Here is a 26,342-nt window from a genome sequence, read left to right as displayed (position 1 = left end):
CGAGCAGCGACACGACAGGTCCGAAAACCCGATTTCAGAGAACGACCCGCGCGGAGCGTTCAGTCCGGTGCGCTGCTCAGGTAGCTGCGCAACATGGCGGTGACGGCGGTGATCTGGTGGACGGGGACGTGCTCGTCGCGCTTGTGCGCGAGGTTGGGATCGCCGGGACCGAAGTTGACGGCGGGGATGCCGCGGGCCGCGAAACGCGAGACGTCGGTCCAGCCGTACTTCGCGCGGACACCGCCGCCGCCGTGGCGCTGCACCGAGTCGATCAGGTCCTTGGCCGCCGGCGCCGTCAGGCCGGGCAGCGCGCCCGGCGCCGCGTCGATCACCTCGAAGGACAGCTCGAGTCCGGCGAAGACCTCGCGCACGTGCTCGACGGCTTGGTCGATCGTGCGGTCGGGAGCGAAACGGAAGTTGACCTCCAGCTCGGCGGCGTCCGGCACGACATTGCCCGCGACTCCGGCCTCGACCTGCACGGCGGACAAGCCCTCGCGATAGACGCAGCCGTCGATGTCCACTTCCCGCGCGCGATAGTCGGCCAGCCGCTGCAGTATCGGGGCCAGCCGGTGAATCGCGTTGTCGCCCAGCCACGCCCGCGCCGCGTGCGCGCGCACGCCGGAGGTGCGCAGCCGAGCGCGCAGCGCGCCCTGGCAACCGGCCTCGATCCAGCCGCCGGACGGTTCGCCGAGGACGGCGAGGTCGCCGGTGAGCCAGTCGGGCAGATCGCGCTCGATGTGCCCGAGCCCGTTGAACTCGGCGGCGATCTCCTCCCCGTCGTAGAAGATCAGGGTCAGGTCGTGCACCAGGTCGGCGACGGTAGCGGCGAGGTGCAGAAAGACCGCGTCGCCCGACTTCATGTCCACCGAGCCGCAGCCGTAGAGGACCCGCTCACCCACCGGGCTCACCTCGAACCGGCCGGGCACGTTGTCGGCGATCGGCACGGTGTCCAGGTGCCCGGCCAGGATCACCCGGGTGGGCAGCCCACGCTGGGTGCGCGCCAGCACCACGTTTCCGTGCCGGAGGATCTCGAACCCCGTCGTCTGCTCACGCAACGCCCGCTCCACCACGTCGGTGATGGCCGCCTCGTCGCGCGAGACGCTCGGGATGTCGACGAGTGCGGCGGTCAGTGCGATCGGGTCGGCATGCAGGTCGATGGTCACGCGCTTCACCCTACGACCCGCTCACCCGCCACGGCCCGCATGCCGCCTCGGGTCGCGGCCGCCTCTTCCGGGAGCGGTCGCGGCGGTGACGGCGGTCGCCGGAGCAGCCGCACCGTTGTCCGGCGCGGGTCGGTAACCTCTAGGCCGTGAGCATCCAGGGAGCAGCAGCAGTCGGTATCGCCAATGTGACCGCGGACGGGACCGTACTGGACACGTGGTACCCGGCCCCGCAGCTGGGCGAGTTCGCCGAGACCGGCACCAAGCGGCTGGACGAGGCGCCCGCCGAGTACGCGGCGCTGCTGGGCTTCGACGACGCCCGCGGGGTCGACGTGATCGCGGTGCGCACCACGATCGCCGACCTGTCCGCCGCCCCGGTCGACGCGCACGACGTCTACCTGCGCTTGCACCTGCTCTCGCACCGCCTGGTCAAGCCGCACGAGGTGAGTCTGGACGGCCAGTTCGGCCTGCTGACCAACGTGGTGTGGACCAACCACGGCCCCGCCGCGGTGGAGGGCTTCGAGGCCACCCGCGCCAAGCTGCGCGCCCGCGGTCCGGTCACCGTGTACAGCGTGGACAAGTTCCCGCGCATGGTCGACTACGTGCTGCCCTCCGGCGTCCGCATCGGCGACGCCGACCGCGTCCGCCTCGGCGCGCACCTGGCCTCCGGCACCACCGTCATGCACGAAGGCTTCGTGAACTTCAACGCGGGCACCCTCGGCGCCTCGATGATCGAGGGCCGCATCTCCGCGGGCGTTGTGGTCGGCGACGGCTCCGACATCGGCGGCGGCGCGTCCACCATGGGCACGCTCTCCGGCGGTGGCACCAAGGTCATCTCCATCGGCGAGCGCTCGCTGCTCGGCGCGAACTCCGGCCTCGGTATCCCACTCGGCAACGACTGCGTGGTCGAGGCGGGCCTCTACCTGACCGCGGGCACCAAGGTCACCACCCCCGACGGCACCCTCGTCAAGGCGGCCGACCTGGCCGGCCGCGACAACCTGCTGTTCCGCCGCAATTCCACCACCGGCGCCGTCGAGGTGGTCCCCCGCAAGGGCACCGGCATCGAACTCAACGCCGACCTCCACGCCAACGACTAGAACTGCCACGAGTGGCGCGATCAGGTGCCACTCGTGCAGCCTCGGCCGGATCAGGCGGGGTCGGGAGACTCACCCGAGAGCCCGAAGGCGATTACGCGTCGGGGATGGATGCGGATCATTTCGCGGGAGACCCCGGAGATGTACGGGTCGACGTCGGTGAGCGCTTCGGCGGTGCCGCGGATTTCGAGGCAGCGGACCCGCCATGGCTGGACCGAGGCGACGTCGTCGACGACGAATGCGACGTGGTCGTTGGTGGCGAGGTTGCGGAATTTCCACGAGGCACCCATGTTCCAGCCCGCGATGTCGATGGTGCCCAGGTCGGCGTTGTAGCGGAAGCCGACGGGGTTGTTCTGCGGGGTGCCGTCGGGCCGGACGGTGGCCAGCCGGCCCAGGCGCTGGGTGTGCAGGTAGTCGATCTGTTCGGGGGTCAGGGTCGAAGTCATGGGCCGACCGTAGAACCTCTACCGAACTCGAGGTCAACCCAGCTTGTTCTTCTGCACCTTGCCCATCGCGTTGCGCGGCAGTGCGTCGACCACGCGGATCTCGCGCGGACGCTTGTGCACCGAGAGTTCACCGGCGACATGGTCGATCAGTTCGCGTTCGGTCGCGGCATCGCGCAGCACGACGAAGGCGGTGATGCGCTGACCGAGGTCGTCGTCGGGCAAGCCGACCACCGCGACCTCCGCGACCGCCGGATGGCCGAGCAGCACCGTCTCGACCTCCCCGGCGCCGACCCGGTAGCCACCGGATTTGATGAGGTCCACCGATTCCCGGCCGACGATGCGGTGGAAGCCCTCCGCGTCGATCGCGGCGACGTCGCCGGTCCGGAACCATCCGTCCTCGGTCCAGCTCTGCGCGGTCGCCTCCGGTCGGTTCAGATAACCGTCGAAGAGCATGGGCCCGGACACTTGAAGGCCGCCGATGCTCTCGCCGTCGTGCGGGACCGGGGAGCCGGACTCGTCGCGCAGCCGGGTGCGCACGCCGCGCACCGGCGTGCCGACCCATCCCGGCCTGCGCTCGCCGTCGGCCCGGGTGGACAGCGTGATCATGGTCTCGCTCATGCCGTAGCGCTCGACCGGCGCGTGCCCGGTGAGCTCGCGCAGTCGCTCGAACACCGGCACTGGCAGTGGCGCACTACCGGAGACCAGCAGCCGCGCGCCGGACAATCGCTTCGCCGAGTCGGGGTCCTCGACCACCCGCGACCACACGGTCGGCACACCGAAGTACAGCGAACCTCCGGCCGCCGCGTACGCCTGCGGCGTCGGCTTGCCGGTGTGGACCAACGGGCTGCCCACGCGCAGCGGGCCGAGCAGGCCGAGGATCAGCCCGTGCACGTGGAACAGCGGAAGTCCGTGCACCAGTGTGTCGCTCACGGTCCAGGCCCATGCGTCGGCGAGAGCGTCAAGACCGGCGGCGATCGCGCCCCTGCTGAGCATCACGCCCTTGGGCAAACCGGTGGTTCCCGAGGTGTACAGCACGAATGCCGTAGCGGCCGGGTCGGGTTCGGGGTAGGTGTGCCATGACCTGGCGTGCCGCCGCACCGGCACCACGGGCAGTTCCGCGTCCTGCGGCGCTTTCCCCAGCCACGCCTGAGCACCCGAATCGGCCAGGATGTGCGCGCGCTCCGCGGTTCCGGAGTCCGGCGGCACGGGCACCACGGTGACACCCGCGATGAGGCAGCCGACCACCGCGAGCACGGTCTCCACCGTGGGGCCTGCGAGCACCGCCACCCGCTCGGCGCGCGCGACGCGTTCGGCCACCGAAGTGGCCGCGCCCAGCAGATCACTGCGGGACAGGGTGGTCCCGTCGATGGTGACGGCGTCGGGGATGTCCGCTCCGCCTGCGACGGCGAGCGGGTTCAGCGAACTGAGCAGCAGCGGCGGACCGAACGACATCCGCCCACGCTACTTCGCCGGGTCCACCGCGGCGCGTGGCGACCGGTGCGGGCTGTGACGGTTGACACTTCCGCTGACGTGGTGAGAACGTTGTTGCATAGCTTTCTCAGCACTGCGAGGTCGACGATGACCAGGCCACTTCCCGCCACGCGTTCCCCCGAATCGCTGGACGCCTTCGACGTCGGGCAATACATCGACGGCGTAGCCGGCTTGTTCGGCGGCGTCGCGAACGTCATCATGCAGCTGAGCACTCCGCCGGTCGGCTACGGCGTACTGGAGAGCACCGTGCACAGCGGCAACGTGATGTTGCATCCGATCAAACGACTGCGCACCACCCTGACCTACCTCTCGGTGGCGATGCTCGGCACGGACGAGGAGCGCACCGCCTATCGCGAGGCGGTGGACGTCTCACACCGCCCGGTCCACTCGACCGCGTCGAGCCCGGTGCGCTACAACGCCTTCGACCCCGCTCTGCAACTCTGGGTCGCGGCCTGCCTGCATCGGGGAGCGCAGGATCTGTACGAGCGCATGCACGGCCCGATGGACGAGGCGACGGCCGACGCGTTCTACCATCTGGCCGCCCGGCTCGGCACCACCCTTCAGATGCCCGAATCGATGTGGCCGGCCGACCGGCACGCCTTCGCGGAGTACTGGGCCACGAATCTCGCGAAGACCAGCATCGACCCGGTCGTCCGTGCCTATTTCGACGACCTCGTCGACCTGCGCATGCTGCCCCGGCCCGCGCAGCTGGCGTTCGGGCGCCTGCATCGCTTCTTCGTGACCGGCCTGCTGCCCGAGCATCTGCGCGCCGAGATGGGGATGACCTGGACCGGCCGCGACGAGCGCGCACTCGCCCACATCTTGCGCGCGGTCGGGGCCACGCAATCCCGGCTCCCGCGACCGATCCGCCTGTTTCCCCTGAACGCCTATCTCCTCGATATGCGCGTCCGGCGTCGGCTAGGCGTACGCCTGGTCTGACGGCGAACTCCGTTTCGTATAGCTACTACTGGGCAATCGCATCACGTACATCCGATCGTGTTGTCCCGATCGGCGGTCCGGCGACGCGAGCCAGGAGGAGAAGATGGGCTACCGATTGACCGTGACCGCGCTCGTCGCCGGCGCGCTCCTGGCGCTGTCCGCCCCGGTAGCCTGCGCCGACGAGACCGCGGAGACCGAGGTGGCCGTAGTACCGCCGCGCACGGCGATTTCCGTGCGCACCTCGGTGGGCATCGGCTGGGGCACGGCGAACGAACACGAGTCGCGCTCCAGCCTGTCGCTGTCCAAACTCTTCTTGGCCGACTACGCCCTGCGCCATGGCGACGGCTCGTCCGAGGATCGATTCCTAGGAGAGCAAATGATCCGCTATTCCGATGACGGCGCGGCGAGCGTGATGGAGGCCAAGTATCCCCAGGCCATCGCCGCCATCGCCGCCGAATACGGGCTGGCCGAGACGACGCCCGGACCCAATTGGGGCGCGGGGACGACCAGCGCCGCCGACGTCTCCGACTTCCTGGCCACGAAACTGCGCACCGATCCCGGATCACCGATCTTCGAATGGATGGCGGCGGCGGGATCGACGGCCCAAGACGGCACCGAACAGGACTGGGGCACCGCACGGTGGCCGTTCGTGCTCGGCACGAAATGGGGCTGGTCGGATCTCGGCGAGCCGGAGGTCGCCTCGGCCTCCTACGGCCCCGGTTTCGCGGTGACCGCGCACACTCGCGGTACCTCGGCCGAGCAGACCGCGGACGTGACGGCCGCGCTCTGGGCGATGATCACCGGGGTCCCGCTGCACCGCTGAGCCGGTCAGCGCACCCGGAACGACACCACCACGTGGTCGCGCGCGAACTGCCGGATCGACGCGTCGTCACCGAGCGGGATGACGGTCTGCGGCGTCAGCGCCAGTGACAGCGCGGTACGGGCGATCATCTCGGCCAACGGCTCCGGATCGTATTCCGGCAGCTTGCCTTCGCGCTGCAAGCGGGTGATGAATTCGGCCAGGTAGTCCCGCCCGAGTTCGATGACCGGAGCGCCCTGGGTGGTCAGGTAGGGCAGCACGAGTTCGGGTTCGGTGGCCAGCAGCCGGTGGATCAGCTGATTTCCGCGCAGGCCGTTGATGAACGCGGCGAACAGTTCGACGATCTGATCTTCCGCGCTCGCGTTCCGGTCCACCTGGCGCTGGAGCGCGGCGTCGACCTCCTCGATGAAATCGCGCGTCTGCCGCAGCCCGACGGCCCTGATCAGATCGGTTTTGCTCGCGAAGCGGCGATAGAGCGTGGCCAGCGACAGTCCCCCGCGGCGCGCGACTTCGACCATGCTGGTCCGCTTGATACCGAAGTCGAGGAACGCCAGCAGCGCCGCGTCCAGCACTCGCGCCTGGTTGCGATCCTCGGGGGCAGCGCTGCGCACCAGCGGCAGCAGCCTGGTCAACCTGGCCATACCCAACCCTATCCGCGAGATCGAAACGATGACACTTTCAGCATCGCACACCGTCACCGTCTTCTCGCATGATTGACACCAGCCGCGAGTCGATGAGAAAGTTGGGGCATAATCTTCTCATCGACCGATACTTCCCGGATCGGGCCGACACGAAAGACGAGGTCGACGATGACCGCGCCGCTGCGCACCGCCGAGCACGAGCCCGACCCCAGCCGAGTCCTCACGCCGGAGACGGTCGAAGAGTACGTGGACGGCATCGCCGCCTTTCTCGGCGGCGCGGCCAATGTCATCATGCAGCTGAGCTTGCGCCCGGTCGGCCGCGGCGTCCTGGAGAGCACCGTCGACAGCGGCAAGGTCACGCTGCATCCGATCAAGCGGCTGCGCACCACACTCACCTATATCGCCGTCGCGTTGCTCGGGTCGGATGCCGAGCGCGAGGCGTACCGCGAGTCCGTCAACGTGTCGCACCGGTCGGTGCGCTCCACCGCGGCGAGCCCGGTGAAATACAACGCTTTCGACCCGAACCTGCAGCTGTGGGTCGCGGCCTGCCTGTACTGGGGCATCGATGACCTCTACACCCGGATGCACGGCCCCATGGACGCTGCCACCGCCGACGCCTTCTACGACTACGCCGCGCGCCTGGGCACCACCTTGCAGATGCGGCCGGAGATGTGGCCGGCGAATCGCGAGGCATTCCAGCGGTATTGGGACGAGAACTTGAAGAAGTACGGCATCGAGCCCGAACTGCGGGACTACTTCGACGGCCTGATCGACCTGAAGATGATGCCGCGACCGGTACAGGTGGTCTTCGCCGGGCTGCAACGCTTCATCGTCACCGGCCTGCTCCCGCAGCACCTGCGGGATGAGATGGGCATGACCTGGACCGACCGCGACCAGCGGCGCCTGGACCGGCTGCTGCGGGCCATCGGGGCCGTGCACCGGCGACTGCCGAAATCGGCACGGATGTTCCCGCTCAACGCCTACCACTACGACCTGCGCCGGCGGCTGCGGCAGGGGAAGCCGCTGGTGTAACCGCGCGCCTCAGCTCCCCATGTGCGGATAGCGGTAATCCACGGCAGGCACGAACGTCTCCTTGATCGTCCGTGGCGCGACCCAGCGCAGCAGGTTCAACGGCGAGCCCGCCTTGTCGTCGGTGCCGGAGGCGCGCGCCCCGCCGAAGGGCTGCTGACCCACCACCGCGCCGGTGGGCTTGTCGTTGACGTAGAAGTTGCCCGCCGCGAATCGCAGCGCGGCGTCGGCCTCTTCGATCGCGTACCGGTCCTGCGCGAACACCGCGCCGGTGAGCGCGTAGGGCGCCGCCGACTCCACTTCGGCGAGTATCGCGCTGTAGGAGCCGGGTTCGGTGTCATCGTAGACGTACACCGACAGGATCGGTCCGAAGTACTCGGTGGCGAACGATTCGTCGTGCGGGTTGTCCGCCAGGAACACGGTGGGCCGGACGAACCAGCCTTCGCTGTCGTCGTAGGTTCCGCCGACCGGGATGGCGATGCCCGCTTCCACGGCGCGGCGGATGGCCGTCACGTTCTTGTCGTAGGCGCGCCGATCGATCAACGCCCCACCGAAATTCGACAGATCCGCGACGTCGCCGTAGCTCAGCTCGCCGGTCTCGTGCAGGAACTCGTCGCCCATCGCGCGCCAGACCGACCGCGCGATGTAGGCGCGCGAGGCCGCCGAGCACTTCTGGCCCTGATACTCGAACGCTCCGCGAATCAGGGCGGTGCGCAGCGCGTCCGGGTCGGCCGAGGAGTGCGCGACGACGAAGTCCTTGCCACCCGTCTCCCCCACCAGGCGCGGATAACCGTGGTAGCGGTCGACATTCGCGCCCACCTGCTGCCACAGATACCGAAATGTCTTGGTGGAACCGGTGAAATGGATTCCCGCCAGCCGCGGATCGGTCAGCGCCACCTCCGACAACTGCACGCCGTTTCCGGTGACCATGTTGATCACGCCGGGCGGCAGGCCCGCCGCCTCCAGCAGCCGCATCGTGTGGAACGCCGCCAACGTCTGCGTCGGCGAGGGTTTCCACACCACCGTGTTGCCCATCAGCGCGGGCGCGGTCGGCAGGTTCCCGGCGATCGCGGTGAAGTTGAACGGCGTGATGGCGTAGACGAACCCTTCCAGCGGCCGATAGTCCATCCGGTTCCACACCCCGGCACTGGACCCGGGCTGTTGCGCCAGGATGTCGCGCGCGAACGCGACGTTGAAACGCCAGAAGTCGACCAGCTCGCACGGCGCGTCGATTTCGGCCTGCTGGGCCGATTTCGACTGCCCGAGCATGGTGGCCGCCGCTAGAGTCTCCCGCCACGGCCCGGCCAGCAGGTCGGCGGCGCGCAGCAGCACCGCGGCGCGGTCCTCGAAGGGCAGTGCCCGCCACCCCGGGGCGGCCGCCATCGCGGCATCGATGGCTCCGTGCGCTTCCGACTGGGTGATGTCGGTATAGGTCCCCAGCACTTGCCGGTGCCGGTGCGGTGCGACGATATCGTGCCGTTCACCGATGCCGGGGCGGTGCTTGCCTCCGATCACCAGCGGCACGTCGACGGGCGCGGCGGACAGCTCAGCGAGTTTGCCGATCAATAACTCACGTTCGGGGCTACCGGGCGCGTAGGAGTGCACCGGCTCGTTGGCGGGCGTGGGGACAACCGTGACAGCGTCCATACCTCAGGCTAGCTCGCCTTGCCCCGCGCGCGTGGACGCCGACACACCGGGACCGGAACGGCCCCTATCGAAATTGCTGCGCTCGCACGGAGCAGGAAAACGCTGGCGGCGTCAGCCCGCGGCCAGTCGTTCGGCCGCCGCGGCGATCCGCTCGTCGGTCGCGGTCAGCGCGATCCGCACGTGCTCACTCGCGCCGGGGCCGTAGAAGTCGCCGGGCGCGGCGAGGATGCCGCGGTCGGCGAGCCAGTCCAAGGTGGTCCGGCACGGCTCGCCGCGCGTGGACCACAGATACAGGCCCGCCTCGGAGTGATCGACCCGGAAACCCGCTGCTTCCAGCGCTTTTCGCAGCACGTCACGGCGGGCCCGGTACCGCTCGCGCTGACGCGCCTCGTGCGCGTCGTCGCTGAGCGCGGCCGTCATCGCGGCCTGGATCGGGAACGGCACCATCATGCCCGCGTGCTTGCGCACTTCGAGCAGCTCCGCGACCAGCGCCGGATCGCCCGCCACGAACCCGGCGCGGTAACTGGCCAGGTTGGAGGTCTTCGACAGCGAATGCACGGCCAGCAGGTTGGTGTGGTCGCCGTCGCACACCTCGGGGTCGAGCAAGGAGAGTGCGCGGCCCTCCCAGGTCAGTCCCAGGTAGCACTCGTCGGAGGCGACGATCGCGCCGCGTTCCCGGGCGAAGGCGACCACCTTGCGCAGATGCTCGACGCCGAGTACCCGGCCGGTCGGGTTGGACGGCGAGTTCACGTAGATCAGCGCGGGCGTCTGCGGACCGAGCCGGGTGAGTCCGTCGGCGCGCAGCACCTGCGCGCCCGCCAGCAGCGCGCCCACCTCGTAGGTGGGATACGCGACCTCCGGGATGACGACCAAGTCGCCCGCGCCGAGGCCGAGCAGCCGGGGCAGTCCCGCGATCAGCTCTTTGGTGCCGATGGCGGGCAGCACGGCCGCGGGCTCGAGTCCGGTGATCCCGTAGCGCCGCTTCAGCGCGTCGACCGCGGCCGCACGGAGTTCGGGGGTGCCGTGCGTGGTCGGGTAGCCGGGCACCGCGGCGACGGAGTTCAGCGCGGTCCGGATCAGCGGGTCGACCGGGTCGACCGGAGTGCCGACCGACAGATCGACGATCCCGCCTGGATGGGCAGCCGCCCGCACCTTCACCGAAGCGATGGTGTCCCAGGGAAAATCGGGTAGCAGGCTGCTGACCCGGCCACGCGGCGACACCTCAGGTCTCACTCACTCGCCATCGGAGGCAGTTCCTTGATGAACGGCGGGTCGTAGTCGACCTTGCCGACCTTGGTGGCGCCGCCGGGCGAGCCCAGCTCATCGAAGAAATCGACGTTGGCGTTCACGTATCCGCTCCACTGGTCCGGGGTGTCGTCTTCGTAGAAGATCGCCTCCACCGGGCACACCGGCTCACATGCACCACAGTCCACGCACTCGTCGGGATGGATGTACAGCATGCGGCCACCCTCGTAGATGCAGTCCACGGGGCATTCCTCGATGCATGCCTTGTCCTTCACGTCAACGCACGGTTCAGCGATGATGTACGGCACTGCCGCTCTCCTAGTCTGTCCTCGCCTGCGGGATAGTCCGCCCGGCGAAACCCTATCCCGGCACCCCACGTTACTACTGGTCAGCCTGCCCTAACTTCGGTGGTATGTCCCGCCTATTCGGGTCTTCCGGCCGTACCGGTCGGGTGGCACGGGATGTTGCGTTCAGGTCCTGCGTCGACGGCCGCTCCGGCTTCGGAGTCCCCGGCGAGTCACCCATGTACCGACGAATCACTCGTTCGCTGCACTCCGGGGTGGCCCGTCGGCCGATTCCTAGCCCACCGTCAGCGGCAATGCCGAGACCTTGCGTTCCGGCACACCGTAGGTGGTCGTCCGCTCCCTGGCCGGTCGCCCGATGCCCGCGGCGATCTCCACCAGTTCGGCGACGGTCTTCGCCGAGCCGTGCTGCGAGCCCGCCATCCGGGAGATGGTCTCCTCCATCAACGTACCGCCGAGATCGTTGGCGCCGCTGTTGAGCATCACCCGGGTGCCAGTGGTACCGAGTTTGACCCAGCTGGTCTGGATGTTGTGGATCCGGCCGTGCAGCATGATCCTGGCCAGCGCGTGCGCGGCGCGGTTGTCCCGGTTGGTCGGCCCCGGCCGCGCGGCGCCCGCGAGGTACAGCGGCGCGCTCTGGTGCACGAACGGCAGCAGCACGAATTCGGTGAAACCGCCGGTCTCGTCCTGGATACCGCGCAGCACGCGCAGATGCCCGACCCAGTGCTTCGGATTGTCCACGTGGCCGTACATCATGGTCGAGCTGGACCGGATGCCCACCTGATGGGCCGTGGTGATCACCTCGATCCACGCCGAGGTGGGCAGTTTGCCCTTGGTGAGCACCCAGCGCACCTCGTCGTCCAGGATCTCCGCGGCGGTCCCCGGAATGGTGTCCAGACCCGCTTCCTTCAGCGCGACCAGCCAGTCCCGGATGCTCTGACCGCCGCGCGAGGCGCCGTTCACGATCTCCATCGGGCTGAACGCGTGCACGTGCAGCGACGGCACCCGCTGCTTGACCGCCCGCACCAGGTCGGCGTACCCGGTGACCGGCAGGTCGGGGTCGATGCCGCCCTGCATGCACACCTCGGTGGCGCCGTCGACATGCGCCTCCCAGGCCCGGTCGGCGACCTCGTCCATGCTCAGCGTGAACGCGTCCGCGTCCCCCTTGCGCTGGGCGAACGCGCAGAAGCGGCACCCGGTGTAGCAGATATTGGTGAAGTTGATGTTCCGGTTCACGACGTAGGTGACGTCGTCGCCGACGGTGTCGCGGCGCAACTGATCGGCCAGCGCGGCAACCGCGTCCAGGTCCGCGCCGTCCGCCGTGGCCAGCGCGAGATACTCGGCGTCGCTGAGCCCGGCCGGATCGCGCTCGGCGGCGCGCAACGCGGCGAGCACGTCGGCATCCAGCCGCTGCGGCGTGCTGACGGCGAGGTCGCGCGCCTGTTCGCGAATGGTTTCCCAGTCGCCGAAAGCGCCGACGAGGTCCTGCCCGAGCGCCGCGTCGCTGCGGGCCTCGGTGTTGCGGCCCTCGGTGTCGATGGCGGTGTTGAGGTCGACGCGCCCGGCCGATTCCCACGACTCCTCGGGTTCCTGCCAGGGCAGGCCGACCGGGATCGCGTCCGGCTTCGCCAGCCCCGTCGCCGGGTCGGTGAGCGCCGCGACGTGCGCGCCGATGCGCGGATCGACCCACGGATTGCCCGCGCGCACGTACTTCGGGTGCGCGGAGGTCCGCTCGACCAACTGGTAGCCCGCCGCCTCGGTGATCTCCCGCAACGTGTCCAGGTTCGGCCACGGCCGCTCCGGATTCACGTGGTCGGGCGTCACCGGCGAGACGCCGCCCCAGTCATCGATCCCCGCCTCGATCAGCGCGCGGCACTCCTCGTGCGACACCAGGTTCGGCGGCGCTTGCACCGGCACGTCGGGCCCGAGCAGCACGCGGGTGACGGCGATGGTGGCGAGGAATTCCTCCAGCCCCGCGTCCGGCACGTCCCGCATCGCGGTGTCGTCCTTGGCGCGGAAATTCTGGATGATGACTTCCTGGATATGCCCGAAAGCCTTGTGCTGCTTGCGGATCGCCATGATCGACTCGGCGCGCTCCGCCATCGTCTCGCCGATGCCGACCAGGATGCCGGTGGTGTAGGGCACCGAGAGCCGGCCCGCGTCGGTGATGGCCCGCAGCCGCACGGCCGGGTCCTTGTCCGGACTGCCGTAATGGCAGTTGCCCTTTTCGGTGAACAGCCGGGTGGAGGTGGTCTCCAGCATCATGCCCATGGACTGCGCCACCGGCTTGAGCCGCGCGATCTCCGCCCAGGACATCACGCCGGGGTTCAGGTGCGGCAGCAGGCCGGTCTCCTCCAGCACCATGATCGACACGGCGCGCAGGTAGTCCAGCGTGGAGTCGTAGCCGCGTTCGTCCAGCCACTGCGCGGCTTCGGGCCAGCGATCCTCGGGCCGGTCACCCAGCGTGAACAGCGCCTCCTTGCAGCCCAGCGCCGCACCTCGGCGGGCGATGTCGAGCACCTCGTCGGGTTCGAGGAACATGCCCTCGCCCTCGGCGCGCAGCTTGCCGGGCACCGTGACGAAGGTGCAGTAGTGGCACTTGTCCCGGCACAGGCGGGTCAGCGGGATGAAGACGTTGCGGGAATAACTGATCGTCTTCGGACGCCCGGCCGATGCCAGCCCGGCGTCGCGCACCCGCGCGGCGCTGCGACAGAGGTCGGCGAGGTCGTCACCGGTCGCGTGCAGCAGCACCGCGGCCTCGTCCACGTTCAACGTGACACCGTCGCGGGCCCTGCGCAGCGCCCGGCGCATGGCCGATGGACTGGGCGGCGCGGACGGGACGCTCGGGTTCGGTAGGTCGGTCACGCCCTCGATCATGCGCTACACATCCGGAACTGTCTCCCTCCAGTGCTGGTTGCGGCGGAGCGGACAAGCCACCCGGGGCTACGGCTCCACCCGCCGCAGCGCCCACGCAGGAACGTGGAGCGCCGTTGAGCGTTGACAACTGCGGGGTGCCCGAGGCTATTCCATAGCACTGCCCAGCACCGGCCTCGCGTTCATCCTTCGACGGTGGGCTCGTGCGCACCACCGTGTCGCCCTGTCCCGTGCGCTGACTTCCGCGGTGCCGTGAGGAGTGAGCGTGCCGTGGCTGGTGCGCCGCATACCGCGTTGTACCCGGATACATTGCGGCAGAAGACTTTGTCCACCTACGGGAGGTCAGCGGTCTCCCGCCCACCCGCTCGATGGCGCCGCCGCGCGCCGCCGACGCTCGCCGACGACAGCGCACACCTGGTCGTGCAAACATTGGCAGCATGTCGCAGCCGCGCACGATCATGGCCGATCCGGCCTGGCGCCCCAGTCCCAAGGCGAGGCTCCTGTGGACCGCGCAGGCCGCGCTGGGCTGGGTGATTCCGTTCGCGGCTCTGCTGGTGTGGTCGCTGCTCGACTCCGCGCATCGTGGATGGCAGCTCGGCTTCTTCCTGGTCGCGCTCGTGCCCGCCGTGCTCAACATCGGGGTGGCCCCGTGGTGGCGCTACGCCGTGCACCGCTGGGAGGTCACCGACGAGGCGGTTTACACCCGGGTCGGCTGGCTCACCCAGGAGAGCCGGGTCGCGCCGATCTCGCGCGTACAGACCGTCGACACCGAACGTGGGCCGCTGGAGCGCCTGCTCGGACTGGCGACGGTCACCGTGACCACCGCGTCCTCCGCGGGGGCGGTCCAGATCAGCGCGCTCGATCTGCCGGTCGCCGAGGAAACCGTGACGCGGCTGACCAGGATCGCCGCCCAGCATCGCGGGGACGCGACATGAGTGGCGCACCGGCGGTGGACGCCGCGCAGGCCGAACAGCCGTGGCAGCGGCTGGACAAGCGGATGCTGCTGGTCCACCCGATCACCGAGGTGGTGAAGTTCATTCCGGTGCTGATCGGTTCGGTGATCCTCGGCACCAGCAGCGGCAACCACGTGTGGAGCATCATTCCGCTCGTGCTGATCGTCGGGTTCGCGCTGACCCGCTGGTTCACCACGACGTATCGGGTCGGGCCGACGCACGTCGAGCTGCGCACCGGCCTGCTGCAACGCAAGAAACTGTCGGTGCCGCGCTCACGCATCCGCTCGGTGGATATCGAAGCCGACCTGCTGCACCGGGCTCTCGGACTCGCGGTGCTGGCGATCGGCACCGGCCAGCAGGCCGATTCGGGTGAGCAGTTCAAGCTCGACGCCCTGGACACACGGGTCGTGCCGCCGTTACGGGCCGCGCTGCTCGCCCACACGGCCGCGCGGGCGGAGCAGTCCGAGGACCGGAAAGAGCCGGGGCAGAACGAATCCGGTGGCTTCGCCGCCCCGCGCAAGCGGGCGCGCGAGATCGGGCACTGGAGTCCGGCGTGGGTGCGCTACGCCCCGCTGTCGCTGACCGGGTTCGCGATCATCGCCCCGATCGTCGGCTTCGCGTTGCAGTACGGGCTCGGCGAGATCGTGTTCCGGTCGGACGCGGTGCACGACGTGGAAGACGGCGGCGTGCTCGTTCTCGCGCTCGCCGCGGGGGCGCTGCTGTGCGCCATCGTCCTCGTGGTCAGCGGTGCCGCGTGCGCGCACTATCTGACCACGTATTTCGGGTTGCGCGTGCGCGACGACGGCAAGACCTTGCAGCTGCGCCACGGCCTGTTCACCACCCGTCAGATCACGCTCGACCGGGCGCGGCTGCGCGGGGCGACGGTCAACGAACCCTTGCTGCTGCGCCTTGCCGGCGGCGCCGAACTCGAAGCGATCATGACCGGGGAGAAGCCGCGCCAGAAGATCCTGCCGCAGGCCCCGCGCGAGGCCGTCGAACACACCCTCGGTCATCTCCTGGCCCCGCAGGAGGTGCACGACAACGACATTCCGCTCCGTCCGGACGCGAGGCCCACCGGCGCGGGGGCATCGGACTCGCACACCGTCCCGGAGCCGGGCAGCGCTCCGCTTATCGCACATGGGCCCGCCGCGCGGCGCCGCAGGCATACCCGCGCGCTCGCGCCGGTCGTCCTGATCGCCGCGGTACCGGTCTTCTTCTCCCTTGCCGGAGAGCACTATTCACCGTGGTGGTGGCTGGTGCCCGGCCTCGCGCTACCGATCGCGCTCGCACTCGCGGAGGACCGCTATCGCGGCCTCGGCCACGCGGTACTGCCCCGTACGGCCGCAGGCCCGGCCTGGCTGATCACCCGGTCCGGGTCACTGGACCGGGACCGCGACTGTCTGGAGGCCCCCGGCGTGATCGGCTGGACGGTGCGCCGGACCTTCTTCCAGCGGCGTGCGGGAGTCGCCACGGTGGTCGCGGCCACCGCGGCGGGCAAGAAGCGCTACGCGGTGGTCGACCTGCCCGCCGACGAGGCGTGGGGGCTCATCGAAGCGGTCACACCGGGGCTACCGGGTGCGCGGTGACCCACCGGGCGGGTGTCGCTGATCGGTTGCCGAGCGACGGCATCGGACGCCTGCGGCACGTCGGCCGACAACGCGAACTCGGCGATCCGGCCGCCGAGATCAGTGATGCCGGAAGAGGCTCGCGTTCGCCTGGATGTAGAGGTACCCCAGCGGCGGCAGCAGCCCGCCGAACAGCAACAGCGCCGTCCGCCAATCACTGCCCAGCAGAATGTCACCGCCCGGACCGGCGCTCGCGCAGACCAGGAAGCCGAACGCCCAAGCCACCACCGGAAGACCCAGCACGGCGGGACGCCGGGTGACCGATCGCGCGCCCGCGACGAGCAGCACGTTCACCACCCCCGCCACCACGGCGGACGCGGGGAAGGCGACGGAGCCCAGGTAGGTCGGCAAGTACAGCGCCTCGAGCGCCAGCGTGAGCAGGGCGTTCAGGACCAGGAGCACCAGGATCACCGAACCGACGACGCCCATGGGACGGCGGGCATCCGCGGCTGCCACAGGAGCCCGATCGCCCGCGTGGTCATCGAGCTTCGTCGTCACGGCACCGGCGGGTAGCCGAGGAGGGTCAACAGGTGGCTCTGCATATCGGCGAACGCGTACAGCACCGTCATATACATGTCGTGCTGTTCGGGCCAGTGCGGCCGCATGCTTTCGACGAACGCCGCGATCGCGTTCTGGAGCTCCCAGTTGTACATACTGCCGAGTCTATTCCGGCGCTACGAGATGCATGATCAGTTCTCCCGGTCGGCAGGCAGCGCGGCGACCACCGGGAACTCGCCGGTCGGACCGCCGCGCTCCGCCGCGATGGCCAGCACCCGCTTACGCGCGGCAAACCAGCCGACGATCAGCGCGGGGACGATCAGGGCCAGGGTCGCGACGGTCCAGGTGCCCACCGGATAGTCGAACCCGGTGAGCACGACGACGAAGAACAGGAACACCAGCGTGAGCAGGCCGGTGTAGGGCGCGCCGAACATGCGGAACGCGGGCCGCTCGATGCGTCCCCGAGTGGACCAGCGCCACAATTGCAGCTGGCACAGCACGATGGTGGCCCACGAGGCGACGATGCCCAGCGACGCCATGTTCAGCACGATCTCGAACGCCCGATTCGGGACGATGCCGTTGAGCGCGATACCGACCAGCGCGATCAGGCTGGTGAGCAGGATGCCGCCGTAGGGGACGCCGTTGCCGCCCATCACCCCGGTGAATTTCGGCGCGCTGCCGTTCATCGACATCGAGCGCAGGATGCGGCCGGTCGAGTACAGGCCGGCGTTCAAGCTGGAGAACGCCGCGGTGAGCACCACGAGATTCATCACGCTGCCGATCCCGGGAACGCCGAGCATGGTGAAGAACGTGACGAAGGGGCTCTCGTCGGCGGTGTACCGCGTGTACGGCAGCAACAACCCGAGCAGCACCAGCGAACCGACGTAGAAGACGGCGATCCGGGCGATCACCGAATTGATCGCCCGCGGCATGATCTTCTCCGGGTGCTCCGTCTCGCCCGCCGCGGTGCCGACCAATTCGACTGCGGCGTAGGCGAAGACGACACCGGATACCACCACGACCAGCGGCATGATCCCGGTCGGGAACAGGCCGCCGTGATCGGCGACCACGCTCGGGCCGGTCGCTTCACCGTGCACGGTGAAGCGACCGAGCAGGAAGATCGTGCCGACGATCAGGAACGCGCTGAGCGCGAACACCTTCACCAGCGCGGCCCAGAATTCCATCTCGCCGAACCACTTCACCGAGATCAGGTTGACGCTCAGCACGAGGACCAGCGCGACCAGTGCGAGAACCCACTGCGGGACGGCGGCGAACCCGGACCAGTAGTGGAAGTACTGCGCTATCGCGGTGGTGTCGGCGATGCCGGTCATCGACCAGTTCAGGAAGTACATCCAGCCCGCGACGAAGGCGGCCTTCTCGCCGAAGAACTCGCGCGCGTAGGAGACGAACGACCCCGAGGAGGGCCGGTGCAGGACGAGTTCACCGAGCGCGCGCAGGATCAGGAACGCGAAGAACCCGCACACGCCGTAGACCAGGAACAATCCGGGTCCGGCGCTGGCCAACCGCCCGCCTGCGCCGAGGAACAGGCCGGTGCCGATGGCGCCGCCGATCGCGATCATCTGCAGCTGCCGCGGCTTCAGACTCTTGTGGTAACCGTGGTCCTCGATGCTGAGGTGAGTTTCGTCGCCGCGCGCGGTCATGAAACGCCGGTTCCTCCATTTCGATGTCCCGAGATCACGCCGAACGGTACCCGCCGCGCGGGCACCGCCGGATGGCAACCCTCGGGCGACGACATCGGCGGAGTCCGGTCACCCCAGTCCGGCGAACAGATCGTGCTCCCGCCCGTCCGGCCCGAGCGGACCACGTCGCCCTCGCACCAGGATGAAGTGCTCTTCGGGCAGAACCGGCTGGGCGACTTTGTTCGACAGGGCGAATTCCCGGCCGGACGGCGCGACGGTGACCTGGGTGGCGTGTGCCCGCAGCGCGGCGCGCTTGGCCGTCAGCACGTCGGACACGTCGATCGTGGTGGTCACCGCGTCACTGGGCACGCTCGCGAGCTCGCCTTCGGCGGGCAGCCGCCAACCCGGTGGCAGCGCGCCGGGCAGGCCCGCGGCCGTGCGCCGGGCCAGCGCGGCGGTGTGCAGGCGCAGCATGTCGGCGTCGGTGACGGTCCAGTAGTACTTCGGGGTGTCCCAGCCCTCCCCCGCCGCCACCTGCACGGCGGCCGTGGTGATCTCGTGTGCTCGGATGTGGTCCGGGTGGCCGTAGCCGCCGTTCGGGTCGTAACCGACCACGACGCGCGGCCGTAGCTCGAGCACCGCGTCGGTGAGGGCCCGCACCGCTTCGTCCCCGGAGCGCACGAATACCCGGGGCTTGTGCGCGGCGGGCGTGCCCGCCATGCCGGAGTCGCGCCAGCGTCCCGCGCCGCCGAGGAAGCGCGGCGGGCCCGCGTTCAACGCTGCCAGCGCATGAGTCAACTCGAGGATGCGATAACCGCCGAGCTGGTCGGCGTGCTGCGCGGCGAGCAGCGCCCACTCGTCGCCGATCACCTCGCCCTCCTCGCCGAGCGTGCAGGTGAGCACGGTGACCGGCACGCCGCGACGGCGGTAATGCGCGATCGTGCCTCCGGTGGTGATGGACTCGTCGTCCGGGTGGGCGTGCACCAGCAGCAGCCCGCCCGTCCCCCCGGTCACGGAATCCTGCGCCACATAGACGCGTCGCCGAAGATGCCGACCTGGATCGCGCCGCTGAGCGAGGCGCCGTCCAGCCGGGGACCGGATGCCGCGACGGCGTTGTCCTGCACGATCGGCAGCACCGTCGCCATGGCCCACAGTTTGGGCTCCGCTTCGGCGAGCGCCCGTCCCACGTCGCCGCCCCGCAGAGCCTCATCGATCGCGGGTTGCAGCGCCGGATCACATATCCCGGACAGGTTGCTCGGCGCGCGTTGCGCCGCCTCGGCGATGGCCTGCGCCGGGCCGGTGACCCCCGGCAGCGCGGGCGGCGGGCATCCGTAGCGGGACGCCAGCACGGTGGCCGGATCGGATCCGGCCACCTCCCAGCCGACGATCGCGTCGACCGTGCCCTCGATCAGTTCCTTGCCGTAGAGCTCGTCGGCGGCGACGCTGCGCACGGTGGCGTCGATGCCCGCGCTGCGCAGCTGGTCGGCAGCGGTATTGGCCACGGCCAAGGCGGTGGCGTCCCGATCCACCGCGCCGATGCGCACGGCCAGCGGCTTGCCGTCCTTGCCGAGGGTGCGCGGCTGCGGGGCGGGCGAGGTCGGGGAGATCGCGGGCGGCGGCTCCGGCGCCCGGCCGTAACCCGCGGCGGCGAGCAGCGCGAACGCCTCCTCCGCCGACGGACGCGGCGGAGCGGTCGGCGCGTAACCGGGATCGGACGGCGCGAGCACCTGCGCGCGAGCCGGTTCCACCCAATTGCCGGTCTGGGCGCCGACCGTCGCCAGCAGGGCGGGGTCGAGCAGCGCCAGCACACCCGAACGGACCCTGGGATCGCTCAGTTCGCCTTTGCGCCCGTTGAGCGCCATTTGCAGCACCCGCGACTGCGGCATGATCGCGGTCCGCACGGAGGGAATCGCCCCCAACTGCGCCTGGGTCGCCACGCCGCCGTGGACCAGCGCCATCTGGATGTCTCCGGTGCGCAGCGAGCCCGCCAGCTGCGCGGGCGTGCCGCCGCGGCGCAGCAGGATCTGGCCCGGCATCGCCGGTGTGCCCCAGAAGCGGTCGTTGCGTTCCAGCAGCATCTCGTCACGGCCCGGGTCCGCCGAGCGGATCCCGAACGGGCCGCCGGACACGCGGACCCCGTTGACCTGGCCGTTCATCCCCCTGGCGAACCCGCCGGGCGCGTCCTTGAGCAGATGGGACGGCAGCAGATCGGTGAACAACTCGCGCCAGCCGGGGTAGGGCTGCGCCATCACGACGGTGACCGTCTTGCCACCCGCCGAGGAGTTCACATCCGAGATCATCCGGTATCCGGCCGGATCGACGACTCCCGGTTCGGAGATCATCTCCTGCCACAGGTAGCGGAAGTCCTCGGCCGCGATCGGCGCTCCGTCCGACCAGGACGCCTCGTTGCGCAGCTTGTAGGTGATCGTGAACGGTTCCTGCGCGGTCACTTCGGCGGAGACCAGCAACGACGAATCCGGCACCCATGCCGTCGCGCCGGGTCGCGCCGGATCGGGTACCGGCCGGAACGGGCTCGGCAGCACCAGGGAGGCGATCGCCGAGGTGGCGGCGGACTGGTCCGAGCGCAGGTGCGGATTGAAGGCGGTACCGATGGTGTCCAGGGCGACGACCACGGTCGTCTCCGCGGGCTTGACCGGTGTGGTCTTCGGGCTGTCGGTGCTCTCGATGGGCGGCGGCGGATTCGCGGCACAGCTGCTGATCAAGGTCAGCACTGCCACGGCCGGCAACAACGTGCGCCACGCTGCGCGTTTTCCTGCGCCCACTTTCACGCTCGCGAACTCTACCGTACGGTCGAGGCCGTTCCCAGATTCCTGCTGCCGAGCGGGGAAACGACGCGGTCGATCGGATATTCGCGGACGCGCAAACACGAGTGCGCCGCAGCGCCGGTGGTACGACCCATCCATACCGGGCCGAATCTCGGCAAATATTCGGCGTACCCGCTACGGAGCAATATCCGAGGCTGTACTGGCGCACTGAATTCCGACAATTCTCCTGCCCATCGTCTACGTTCGCGAAAGCACGAGCTGATTTCACTCGTTCGCACACGTGAACAATCGCACCCAAACGCCGACCGGGAGAAGAAACCCGCCTACGCGAAGCAATGATCCGGTGCGCCCGCTCGAGGCGCATGCTTGGCAGAGCTGCACGTCAAGCCCTCCGGTCGCCGAGGAAGGCATCTCCTCGAGCGTCCGGGTGACCACAAGCGGGAGGTCGGGATGAATCAACGTGCCGTAAGTCTGCGGATTCCAGTGGATGACGCAAACGTTCTACTACATCCGAGTCACGTCCCGAATTCTCACCTGCCCCCACGCAGAACACGCGCACCGGTCAGCGATTCCCTACACGGAGAATACGAATACTTCGTTCCATGGTCCCACAGCGCAGGAGAAATGGCCGAGAATGCCGTAGAAATAATCGACGTCCTTCGGAAGGTAGATGCGGCATCGGAGCCGGTCCGCAAACCACATCACAAAGCCGTATCGAGGATATTCCGATTGCCGCGCTCGCCCCGAATTGCATCACGGATGAATTGCCGACGATCCTCAGGTGTACGCGAGTCGAATCCGCGGCTCCCCAGCGCGAACACCTTCCGGCTCGCGCACCCGACCGGAACGGGATCCGGCGTCCCCACGGACACCGAATCCCGTTCCATCGGAGCTGATTACAGCGCCGCGCGGTCCCGCGCCTTGCGCCGGGACAGTTCCCGCGCACGTTCGTTCTGCCCGAGGACCACCTTGCGGATCCGAACCACTTCCGGGGTGACCTCCACGCACTCGTCGGCGGCGCAGAACTCCATGGCGCTCTCGAGATCCAGTTGCAGCGGCTTGGCCAGGGTCTCGAACACGTCCGCGGTCGAGCTGCGCATGTTGGTCAGCTTCTTCTCCCGCGTGACGTTGATGTCGAGATCCTCCGCGCGCGGGTTGACTCCCACGACGTGCCCCTCGTAGGTGTCCGCGCCCGGCTCCACGAAGAACTGCCCGCGGTCGGCGAGCTGAATCATGGCGAACGGCGTCACCGTACCCGACCGGTCGGAGACCAGCGAGCCGGTGTGCCTGGCCCGGATCTCGCCGGCCCACGGCGCGTAGCCGTGCGACACCGCGTTGGCGATGCCGGTGCCGCGGGTCTCGGTGAGGAAGTCGGTGCGGAAGCCGATCAGGCCACGCGAGGGAACGATGAACTCCATCCGCACCCAACCCGCGGCGTGGTTGCTCATCTGCACCATCTTGCCCTTGCGGGCGGCCAGCAACTGGGTGATCGCGCCGAGGTACTCGTCGGGGCAGTCGATGGTCAGCTCTTCGTACGGCTCGTGCACCTTGCCGTCGACCTGCTTGGTGACCACCTGCGGCTTGCCGACGGTCAGCTCGAAGCCCTCGCGGCGCATGGTCTCGACCAGGATGGCCAGCGCCAGCTCACCACGGCCCTGCACCTCCCAGGCGTCCGGGCGGCCGATGTCGAGCACGCGCAGCGACACGTTGCCGACCAGCTCCTGGTCCAGGCGCGCCTTCACCATGCGGGCGGTCAGCTTGTGGCCCTGCACCCGGCCGACCAGCGGCGAGGTGTTGGTGCCGATGGTGACCGAGATGGCGGGCTCGTCGACGGTGATGCGCGGCAGCGCGACCGGATCGTCGATGTCGGCGAGGGTGTCGCCGATCATGATCTCCGGGATACCCGCGATGGCGACGATGTCGCCCGCCACGGCGACCTCACCCGGCTGACGCTCCACGCCGATGGTCTGCAGCAGCTCGGTGATCTTCACCTGCTTGACGCCGTCGGCGTGCATCCACGCGACGTTCTGCCCCTTGCGCAGTTCGCCGTTGTGGACGCGGACCAGCGCGAGACGACCGAGGAATGCCGAGGCGTCCAGGTTGGTGACGTGCGCCTGCAGCGGCGCGGCCGGATCGCCCTTCGGTGCGGGAATGTATTCCAGCAGCACGTCGAACAGCGCGTCGAGGTTCTCCGCGTCCGGGGCGTTGCCGTTCTCCGGACGTTCCCTGGACGCCTTGCCCTCTCGCCCGGAGGCGTACAGCACCGGAAGGTCGAGCGCGAGCTCGGCGGCTTCGGCGGCGGCGTCGTCCAGATCGGAGGCCAAGTCGAGCAACAGGTCGTGACTTTCCTCGACGACCTCCTCGATGCGGGCGTCGGGGCGGTCGGTCTTGTTCACGACCAGGATCACCGGCAACGACGCGGCCAGCGCCTTGCGCAGCACGAACCGGGTCTGCGGCAGCGGGCCCTCGGAGGCGTCCACCAGCAGCACGACACCGTCCACCATGGAGAGGCCGCGCTCGACCTCACCACCGAAGTCGGCGTGGCCCGGGGTATCGATGACATTGATGACGGTGACCGAGCCGTCCGGATGGTGGCGGTGCACCGCCGTGTTCTTGGCGAGAATGGTGATGCCCTTCTCGCGCTCCAGGTCGCCGGAGTCCATCACTCGATCCACGGGCTCGGCCCGCTCGGCGAAGGCGCCCGACTGGCGCAGCATGGCGTCGACCAGGGTCGTCTTGCCGTGGTCGACGTGGGCCACGATGGCGACGTTGCGAAAATCGCGTGCAGACGACACGCCTGAATCCTCCTGCTGTTTCGGTGTGGGAGCCGATGGTGCTCGGTGTCCTGCGAGAGCGGGACCCCTGCGCGGTTACGCAGGTTGCCGCCTCCGGGTCCTGACGCTCACGCCGGGCTCCTTGCAGACAGGTGGAGAATCGAAACTCACCGGGCATAGCGGCCAGCTACACCCTACCGGCAGTCCGTTCGGGCAACGTTTCAGGCTTTGCACTTAGGGTACGCTAACCCTCGTGGGCAAGGTCAAAGCAAAGAAGGTTTCGAGCCTGAAACCCAAGAAGAAGTGCTGTCGGAAGAAGACGCGCTGCCTGAAGTGCCCCGTGGTCATCATGCGGATGAAGAAGTGCGAAGCGGCCGGAGTCACCGGCAAGGATCTGAAGAAGGCACTCAAGCAGGCACGCGCGGCCTGACCATCGCCGCCACCTTTCCGGGGCGGCCCGAGGCGAGTAGTAAGGAGTGTTATGGCCCAGCAGACACTGCTCTCCGATATCGAGATCGCCGAGGCCCTCACCGAACTGCCGGACTGGACCAGATCAGGCGACGCACTGGTCCGCACGGTCGAGGCGCCCACCTTTCCCGCGGGCATCGACCTCGTGCGCCGGGTCGCCGAAGTCGCGGAGGAGGCCGACCACCATCCGGACATCGATATTCGCTGGCGCAACGTCACCTTCAGCCTGTCCACCCACTCGGCGGGCGGGCTGACCGCGCTGGACGTCGCCCTGGCGCACCAGATAGATCGGCTCTGCTGAAGTTGCAGCGCCTGCGGCGCTGCGTGTTCACGGCCCCTTGATGGCTCGTGTCCGAGCGACCGCCGCTTGCTCCTTCGTCGCCTACGCGACGGCCACTCGGACACGAGCCGGGCCGCGAACAGAACATGCTCGGTCTCGCTTCGCTCGAAACCGGGAGTCGCGGCTCATTGTTGCGTCGAGGACGGGTCTTGCCCGAGCCGCTACCGCGCGGTGGCGCCTACGTAGTCCGCGCGGAGCCCTCGGTTGTCACGCGCGTTTCCTCATCCACGCCCGATTCGGCATACCGGGGCCCGAAGCGGATGACCCACAGGTAGAACACCACGACGCCGAGTACGTCGACGGCGCCGAGCCAGGCGAGCACCCCGGGGCGCGAGATGGTCCAGATCGAATCCTGGAAGAACGACAGCACCCACGGCACACCGACCAACATCGTCACCAGCCAGTACCCCGCCAGGATCCGCGCGCCGGGCGCCCGGCGCAGCGGCCCGTAGACCAGCCAGAGCACCGCGGGCAGCAGCCACACCCAGTGATGTGACCAGGAGATCGGCGAGACCATCAGCCCGAACAGCTGCACCACGATCAGCGTGCCGAGCCGGTCGTCGCGGCCGAGCGCGCGCCAAGCCAGCAACGCCAGCACCGCGACCACGAGCACGGCAGCGATCCACCACGGTCCGGACTCCACGTCGTAGCCGAGGATCCGGCTGAGTGTGCCGCGCAACGACTGATTCCACACCGAACCCACCGGGCCGATCCGGTCGGCGTCCCCGAGCAGTGTGCCGAAGTACCGGCGCGCCTCGGCGGGTGCGATCAAGAAGCTCAGCCCCACCGTCGCGCCGAAGACCACCGCCGACCACACGACGGTTGCCCAGCGCCCGCGCGCGACGAAGTAGAGGCCGGTGATCGCGGGCGTCAACTTGATGCCAGCGACGATGCCGACCAGTCCGCCGGAGATCCACCACCGCGAACTGCGCACCGCGAGCATCCCGCCCAGCACCAGGAAGACATTGACCTGGCCGTAGTCCATCGTGGTTCGCACCGGTTCCAGCCACAGCCCCAGCGCGGTCCAGCCGACGGTCGCGGCCTGCCACTGCGGCGTCCGCAGCCGCTGCGCACCGAAGATCAGTTCGAGACTGATGCGCACCACCGCGTACAGCGCCGCGGCGATGGCCAGTAGCCAGGCCACAGCGACCACGGTGAACGGCAGATAGTGCAGCGGGAAGAACACCAGCGCAGCGAACGGCGGATAGGTGAACGGCAGCGGGAAGTCCGGGGTCTTCTCCGCGTAGGTGAAGTCGTAGAGCTGATCGGTCAGCAGCGCGGCCGACCCACCGACGTAGACGTGCAGGTCGACGAGGTTCATCCCGTTCGGAGACAGCAGCATCCAGAGCAACCGGGCCAGCACGGACAGGCCCAGCACCGACAAAGCCCATCGGAGGTGACGATTCAAATCGCTGGCTTTCGGCTCGAGTGCGGTGCGTCGGTTCGGCACGCCCGGACTTGGATGTTCTGGCGACAGCGCGGACGGCACCGATTAGATTAACCGCAGCGCGCTTCCGGTCGGCTCCACCCTCGAACCATCGGTAACATTTGCATCAACTTTCACACCAGT

The 26,342-nt window shown here is 69.0% G+C and carries 23 protein-coding genes; 8 read left to right on the top strand and 15 right to left on the bottom strand.

The genetic code is table 11. The annotated features are described in order from the left end of the window. Nucleotides 1-59: 59 nt before the first annotated feature. Nucleotides 60-1,163 carry a succinyl-diaminopimelate desuccinylase gene (dapE, locus tag NG1_RS24595; RefSeq protein ID WP_062974567.1) on the bottom strand — a complete coding sequence of 368 codons (1,104 nt, stop codon included), beginning with the start codon at nucleotides 1,161-1,163 and terminating at the stop codon, nucleotides 60-62. A 146-nt stretch (nucleotides 1,164-1,309) separates the two neighbouring features. On the opposite strand from dapE, the gene dapD reads away from it, so the two are divergent. Beyond that, nucleotides 1,310-2,257, top strand: coding sequence for a 2,3,4,5-tetrahydropyridine-2,6-dicarboxylate N-succinyltransferase (gene dapD / locus NG1_RS24590; protein ID WP_040869509.1), 948 nt, complete (start codon nucleotides 1,310-1,312; stop codon nucleotides 2,255-2,257). A gap of 50 nt (nucleotides 2,258-2,307) precedes the next feature. Here dapD and NG1_RS24585 read toward each other — a convergent pair whose 3' ends face one another. After that, nucleotides 2,308-2,700, bottom strand: coding sequence for a PPOX class F420-dependent oxidoreductase (locus NG1_RS24585; protein WP_062974565.1), 393 nt, complete (start codon nucleotides 2,698-2,700; stop codon nucleotides 2,308-2,310). 33 nt (nucleotides 2,701-2,733) lie between these two features. Beyond that, nucleotides 2,734-4,152 (bottom strand): acyl-CoA synthetase, encoded by a 1,419-nt coding sequence (locus NG1_RS24580; RefSeq protein WP_062974563.1) that lies wholly within the window; start codon nucleotides 4,150-4,152, stop codon nucleotides 2,734-2,736. 126 nt (nucleotides 4,153-4,278) lie between these two features. On the opposite strand from NG1_RS24580, the gene NG1_RS24575 reads away from it, so the two are divergent. Next, the gene (locus NG1_RS24575; protein ID WP_062974561.1) at nucleotides 4,279-5,130 is read left to right on the top strand and encodes an oxygenase MpaB family protein; all 852 of its coding nucleotides are present in this window, start codon (nucleotides 4,279-4,281) and stop codon (nucleotides 5,128-5,130) included. A gap of 103 nt (nucleotides 5,131-5,233) precedes the next feature. Next, nucleotides 5,234-5,953 (top strand): hypothetical protein, encoded by a 720-nt coding sequence (locus NG1_RS24570; RefSeq protein ID WP_063910424.1) that lies wholly within the window; start codon nucleotides 5,234-5,236, stop codon nucleotides 5,951-5,953. Nucleotides 5,954-5,958: 5 nt separating this feature from the next. On the opposite strand, the gene NG1_RS24565 is transcribed toward NG1_RS24570, so the two are convergent. Beyond that, on the bottom strand, nucleotides 5,959-6,591 hold the full coding sequence (locus NG1_RS24565; protein WP_062974559.1) for a TetR/AcrR family transcriptional regulator: 633 nt from the start codon (nucleotides 6,589-6,591) through the stop codon (nucleotides 5,959-5,961). Nucleotides 6,592-6,759: 168 nt separating this feature from the next. On the opposite strand from NG1_RS24565, the gene NG1_RS24560 reads away from it, so the two are divergent. Continuing rightward, complete coding sequence (locus NG1_RS24560; RefSeq protein WP_062974557.1) at nucleotides 6,760-7,623, top strand: oxygenase MpaB family protein; 864 nt, start codon at nucleotides 6,760-6,762, stop codon at nucleotides 7,621-7,623. Nucleotides 7,624-7,632: 9 nt separating this feature from the next. Here the strand turns inward: NG1_RS24560 and pruA are convergent, their stop codons facing one another. The 4 genes from pruA to NG1_RS24540 all read right to left on the bottom strand — a co-directional run bounded on the left by pruA (nucleotide 7,633) and on the right by NG1_RS24540 (nucleotide 13,691). Beyond that, nucleotides 7,633-9,267 (bottom strand): L-glutamate gamma-semialdehyde dehydrogenase, encoded by a 1,635-nt coding sequence (gene pruA / locus NG1_RS24555; protein WP_062974555.1) that lies wholly within the window; start codon nucleotides 9,265-9,267, stop codon nucleotides 7,633-7,635. 111 nt (nucleotides 9,268-9,378) lie between these two features. Further along, nucleotides 9,379-10,500, bottom strand: a complete 1,122-nt coding sequence (dapC, locus tag NG1_RS24550) for a succinyldiaminopimelate transaminase (RefSeq protein WP_281218314.1) — start codon at nucleotides 10,498-10,500, stop codon at nucleotides 9,379-9,381. Then, entirely contained in the window at nucleotides 10,497-10,820 is a 324-nt protein-coding gene (gene fdxA / locus NG1_RS24545) for a ferredoxin (RefSeq protein ID WP_014987978.1), read from the bottom strand. The genes dapC and fdxA overlap by 4 nt, the downstream gene beginning before the upstream one ends. Before the next feature lie 270 nt (nucleotides 10,821-11,090). Beyond that, nucleotides 11,091-13,691, bottom strand: coding sequence for a bifunctional FO biosynthesis protein CofGH (locus tag NG1_RS24540; protein ID WP_084499163.1), 2,601 nt, complete (start codon nucleotides 13,689-13,691; stop codon nucleotides 11,091-11,093). Between the two features lie 434 nt (nucleotides 13,692-14,125). Here NG1_RS24540 and NG1_RS24535 point away from each other — a divergent pair, with 434 nt between their 5' ends. Both NG1_RS24535 and NG1_RS24530 read left to right on the top strand, forming a co-directional pair. Further along, on the top strand, nucleotides 14,126-14,623 hold the full coding sequence (locus NG1_RS24535; protein ID WP_062974551.1) for a PH domain-containing protein: 498 nt from the start codon (nucleotides 14,126-14,128) through the stop codon (nucleotides 14,621-14,623). Then, on the top strand, nucleotides 14,620-16,227 hold the full coding sequence (locus NG1_RS24530) for a PH domain-containing protein (RefSeq protein ID WP_062974549.1): 1,608 nt from the start codon (nucleotides 14,620-14,622) through the stop codon (nucleotides 16,225-16,227). The genes NG1_RS24535 and NG1_RS24530 overlap by 4 nt, the downstream gene beginning before the upstream one ends. A gap of 99 nt (nucleotides 16,228-16,326) precedes the next feature. Here the strand turns inward: NG1_RS24530 and NG1_RS24525 are convergent, their stop codons facing one another. The 6 genes from NG1_RS24525 to typA form a co-directional block, all read right to left on the bottom strand. Continuing rightward, entirely contained in the window at nucleotides 16,327-16,764 is a 438-nt protein-coding gene (locus tag NG1_RS24525) for a hypothetical protein (RefSeq protein ID WP_062974548.1), read from the bottom strand. After that, entirely contained in the window at nucleotides 16,761-16,919 is a 159-nt protein-coding gene (locus tag NG1_RS37535; RefSeq protein WP_168434053.1) for a hypothetical protein, read from the bottom strand. The genes NG1_RS24525 and NG1_RS37535 overlap by 4 nt, the downstream gene beginning before the upstream one ends. A 36-nt stretch (nucleotides 16,920-16,955) precedes the next feature. Continuing rightward, on the bottom strand, nucleotides 16,956-18,425 hold the full coding sequence (locus NG1_RS24520; RefSeq protein ID WP_062974546.1) for an amino acid permease: 1,470 nt from the start codon (nucleotides 18,423-18,425) through the stop codon (nucleotides 16,956-16,958). Between the two features lie 108 nt (nucleotides 18,426-18,533). Beyond that, nucleotides 18,534-19,418, bottom strand: a complete 885-nt coding sequence (gene mshB / locus NG1_RS24515; protein ID WP_062974618.1) for an N-acetyl-1-D-myo-inositol-2-amino-2-deoxy-alpha-D-glucopyranoside deacetylase — start codon at nucleotides 19,416-19,418, stop codon at nucleotides 18,534-18,536. Further along, nucleotides 19,415-21,142 carry an ABC transporter family substrate-binding protein gene (locus tag NG1_RS24510; protein WP_439956476.1) on the bottom strand — a complete coding sequence of 576 codons (1,728 nt, stop codon included), beginning with the start codon at nucleotides 21,140-21,142 and terminating at the stop codon, nucleotides 19,415-19,417. Before NG1_RS24510 ends, mshB begins: the two co-directional genes overlap by 4 nt. Nucleotides 21,143-22,086: 944 nt before the next feature. Next, nucleotides 22,087-23,985 (bottom strand): translational GTPase TypA, encoded by a 1,899-nt coding sequence (typA, locus tag NG1_RS24505; protein ID WP_062974543.1) that lies wholly within the window; start codon nucleotides 23,983-23,985, stop codon nucleotides 22,087-22,089. Nucleotides 23,986-24,217: 232 nt separating this feature from the next. Between typA and NG1_RS37530 the strand changes: the two genes are divergently transcribed. Together NG1_RS37530 and NG1_RS24500 are read left to right on the top strand one after the other, a co-directional pair. Beyond that, nucleotides 24,218-24,394 carry a hypothetical protein gene (locus NG1_RS37530; protein WP_085994939.1) on the top strand — a complete coding sequence of 59 codons (177 nt, stop codon included), beginning with the start codon at nucleotides 24,218-24,220 and terminating at the stop codon, nucleotides 24,392-24,394. A gap of 51 nt (nucleotides 24,395-24,445) precedes the next feature. Next, nucleotides 24,446-24,733 carry a 4a-hydroxytetrahydrobiopterin dehydratase gene (locus NG1_RS24500; protein WP_040869527.1) on the top strand — a complete coding sequence of 96 codons (288 nt, stop codon included), beginning with the start codon at nucleotides 24,446-24,448 and terminating at the stop codon, nucleotides 24,731-24,733. A 217-nt stretch (nucleotides 24,734-24,950) separates the two neighbouring features. Here NG1_RS24500 and NG1_RS24495 read toward each other — a convergent pair whose 3' ends face one another. Continuing rightward, nucleotides 24,951-26,249, bottom strand: coding sequence for a mannosyltransferase (locus NG1_RS24495; RefSeq protein ID WP_210750005.1), 1,299 nt, complete (start codon nucleotides 26,247-26,249; stop codon nucleotides 24,951-24,953). Nucleotides 26,250-26,342 lie beyond the last annotated feature (93 nt).

It is taken from the genome of Nocardia gamkensis NBRC 108242 (assembly GCF_001612985.1).
Lineage (GTDB): Bacteria > Actinomycetota > Actinomycetes > Mycobacteriales > Mycobacteriaceae > Nocardia > Nocardia gamkensis.
Note: the sequence above shows the minus strand (reverse complement) of the source record. Positions and strands in the feature narration are given on the sequence as shown.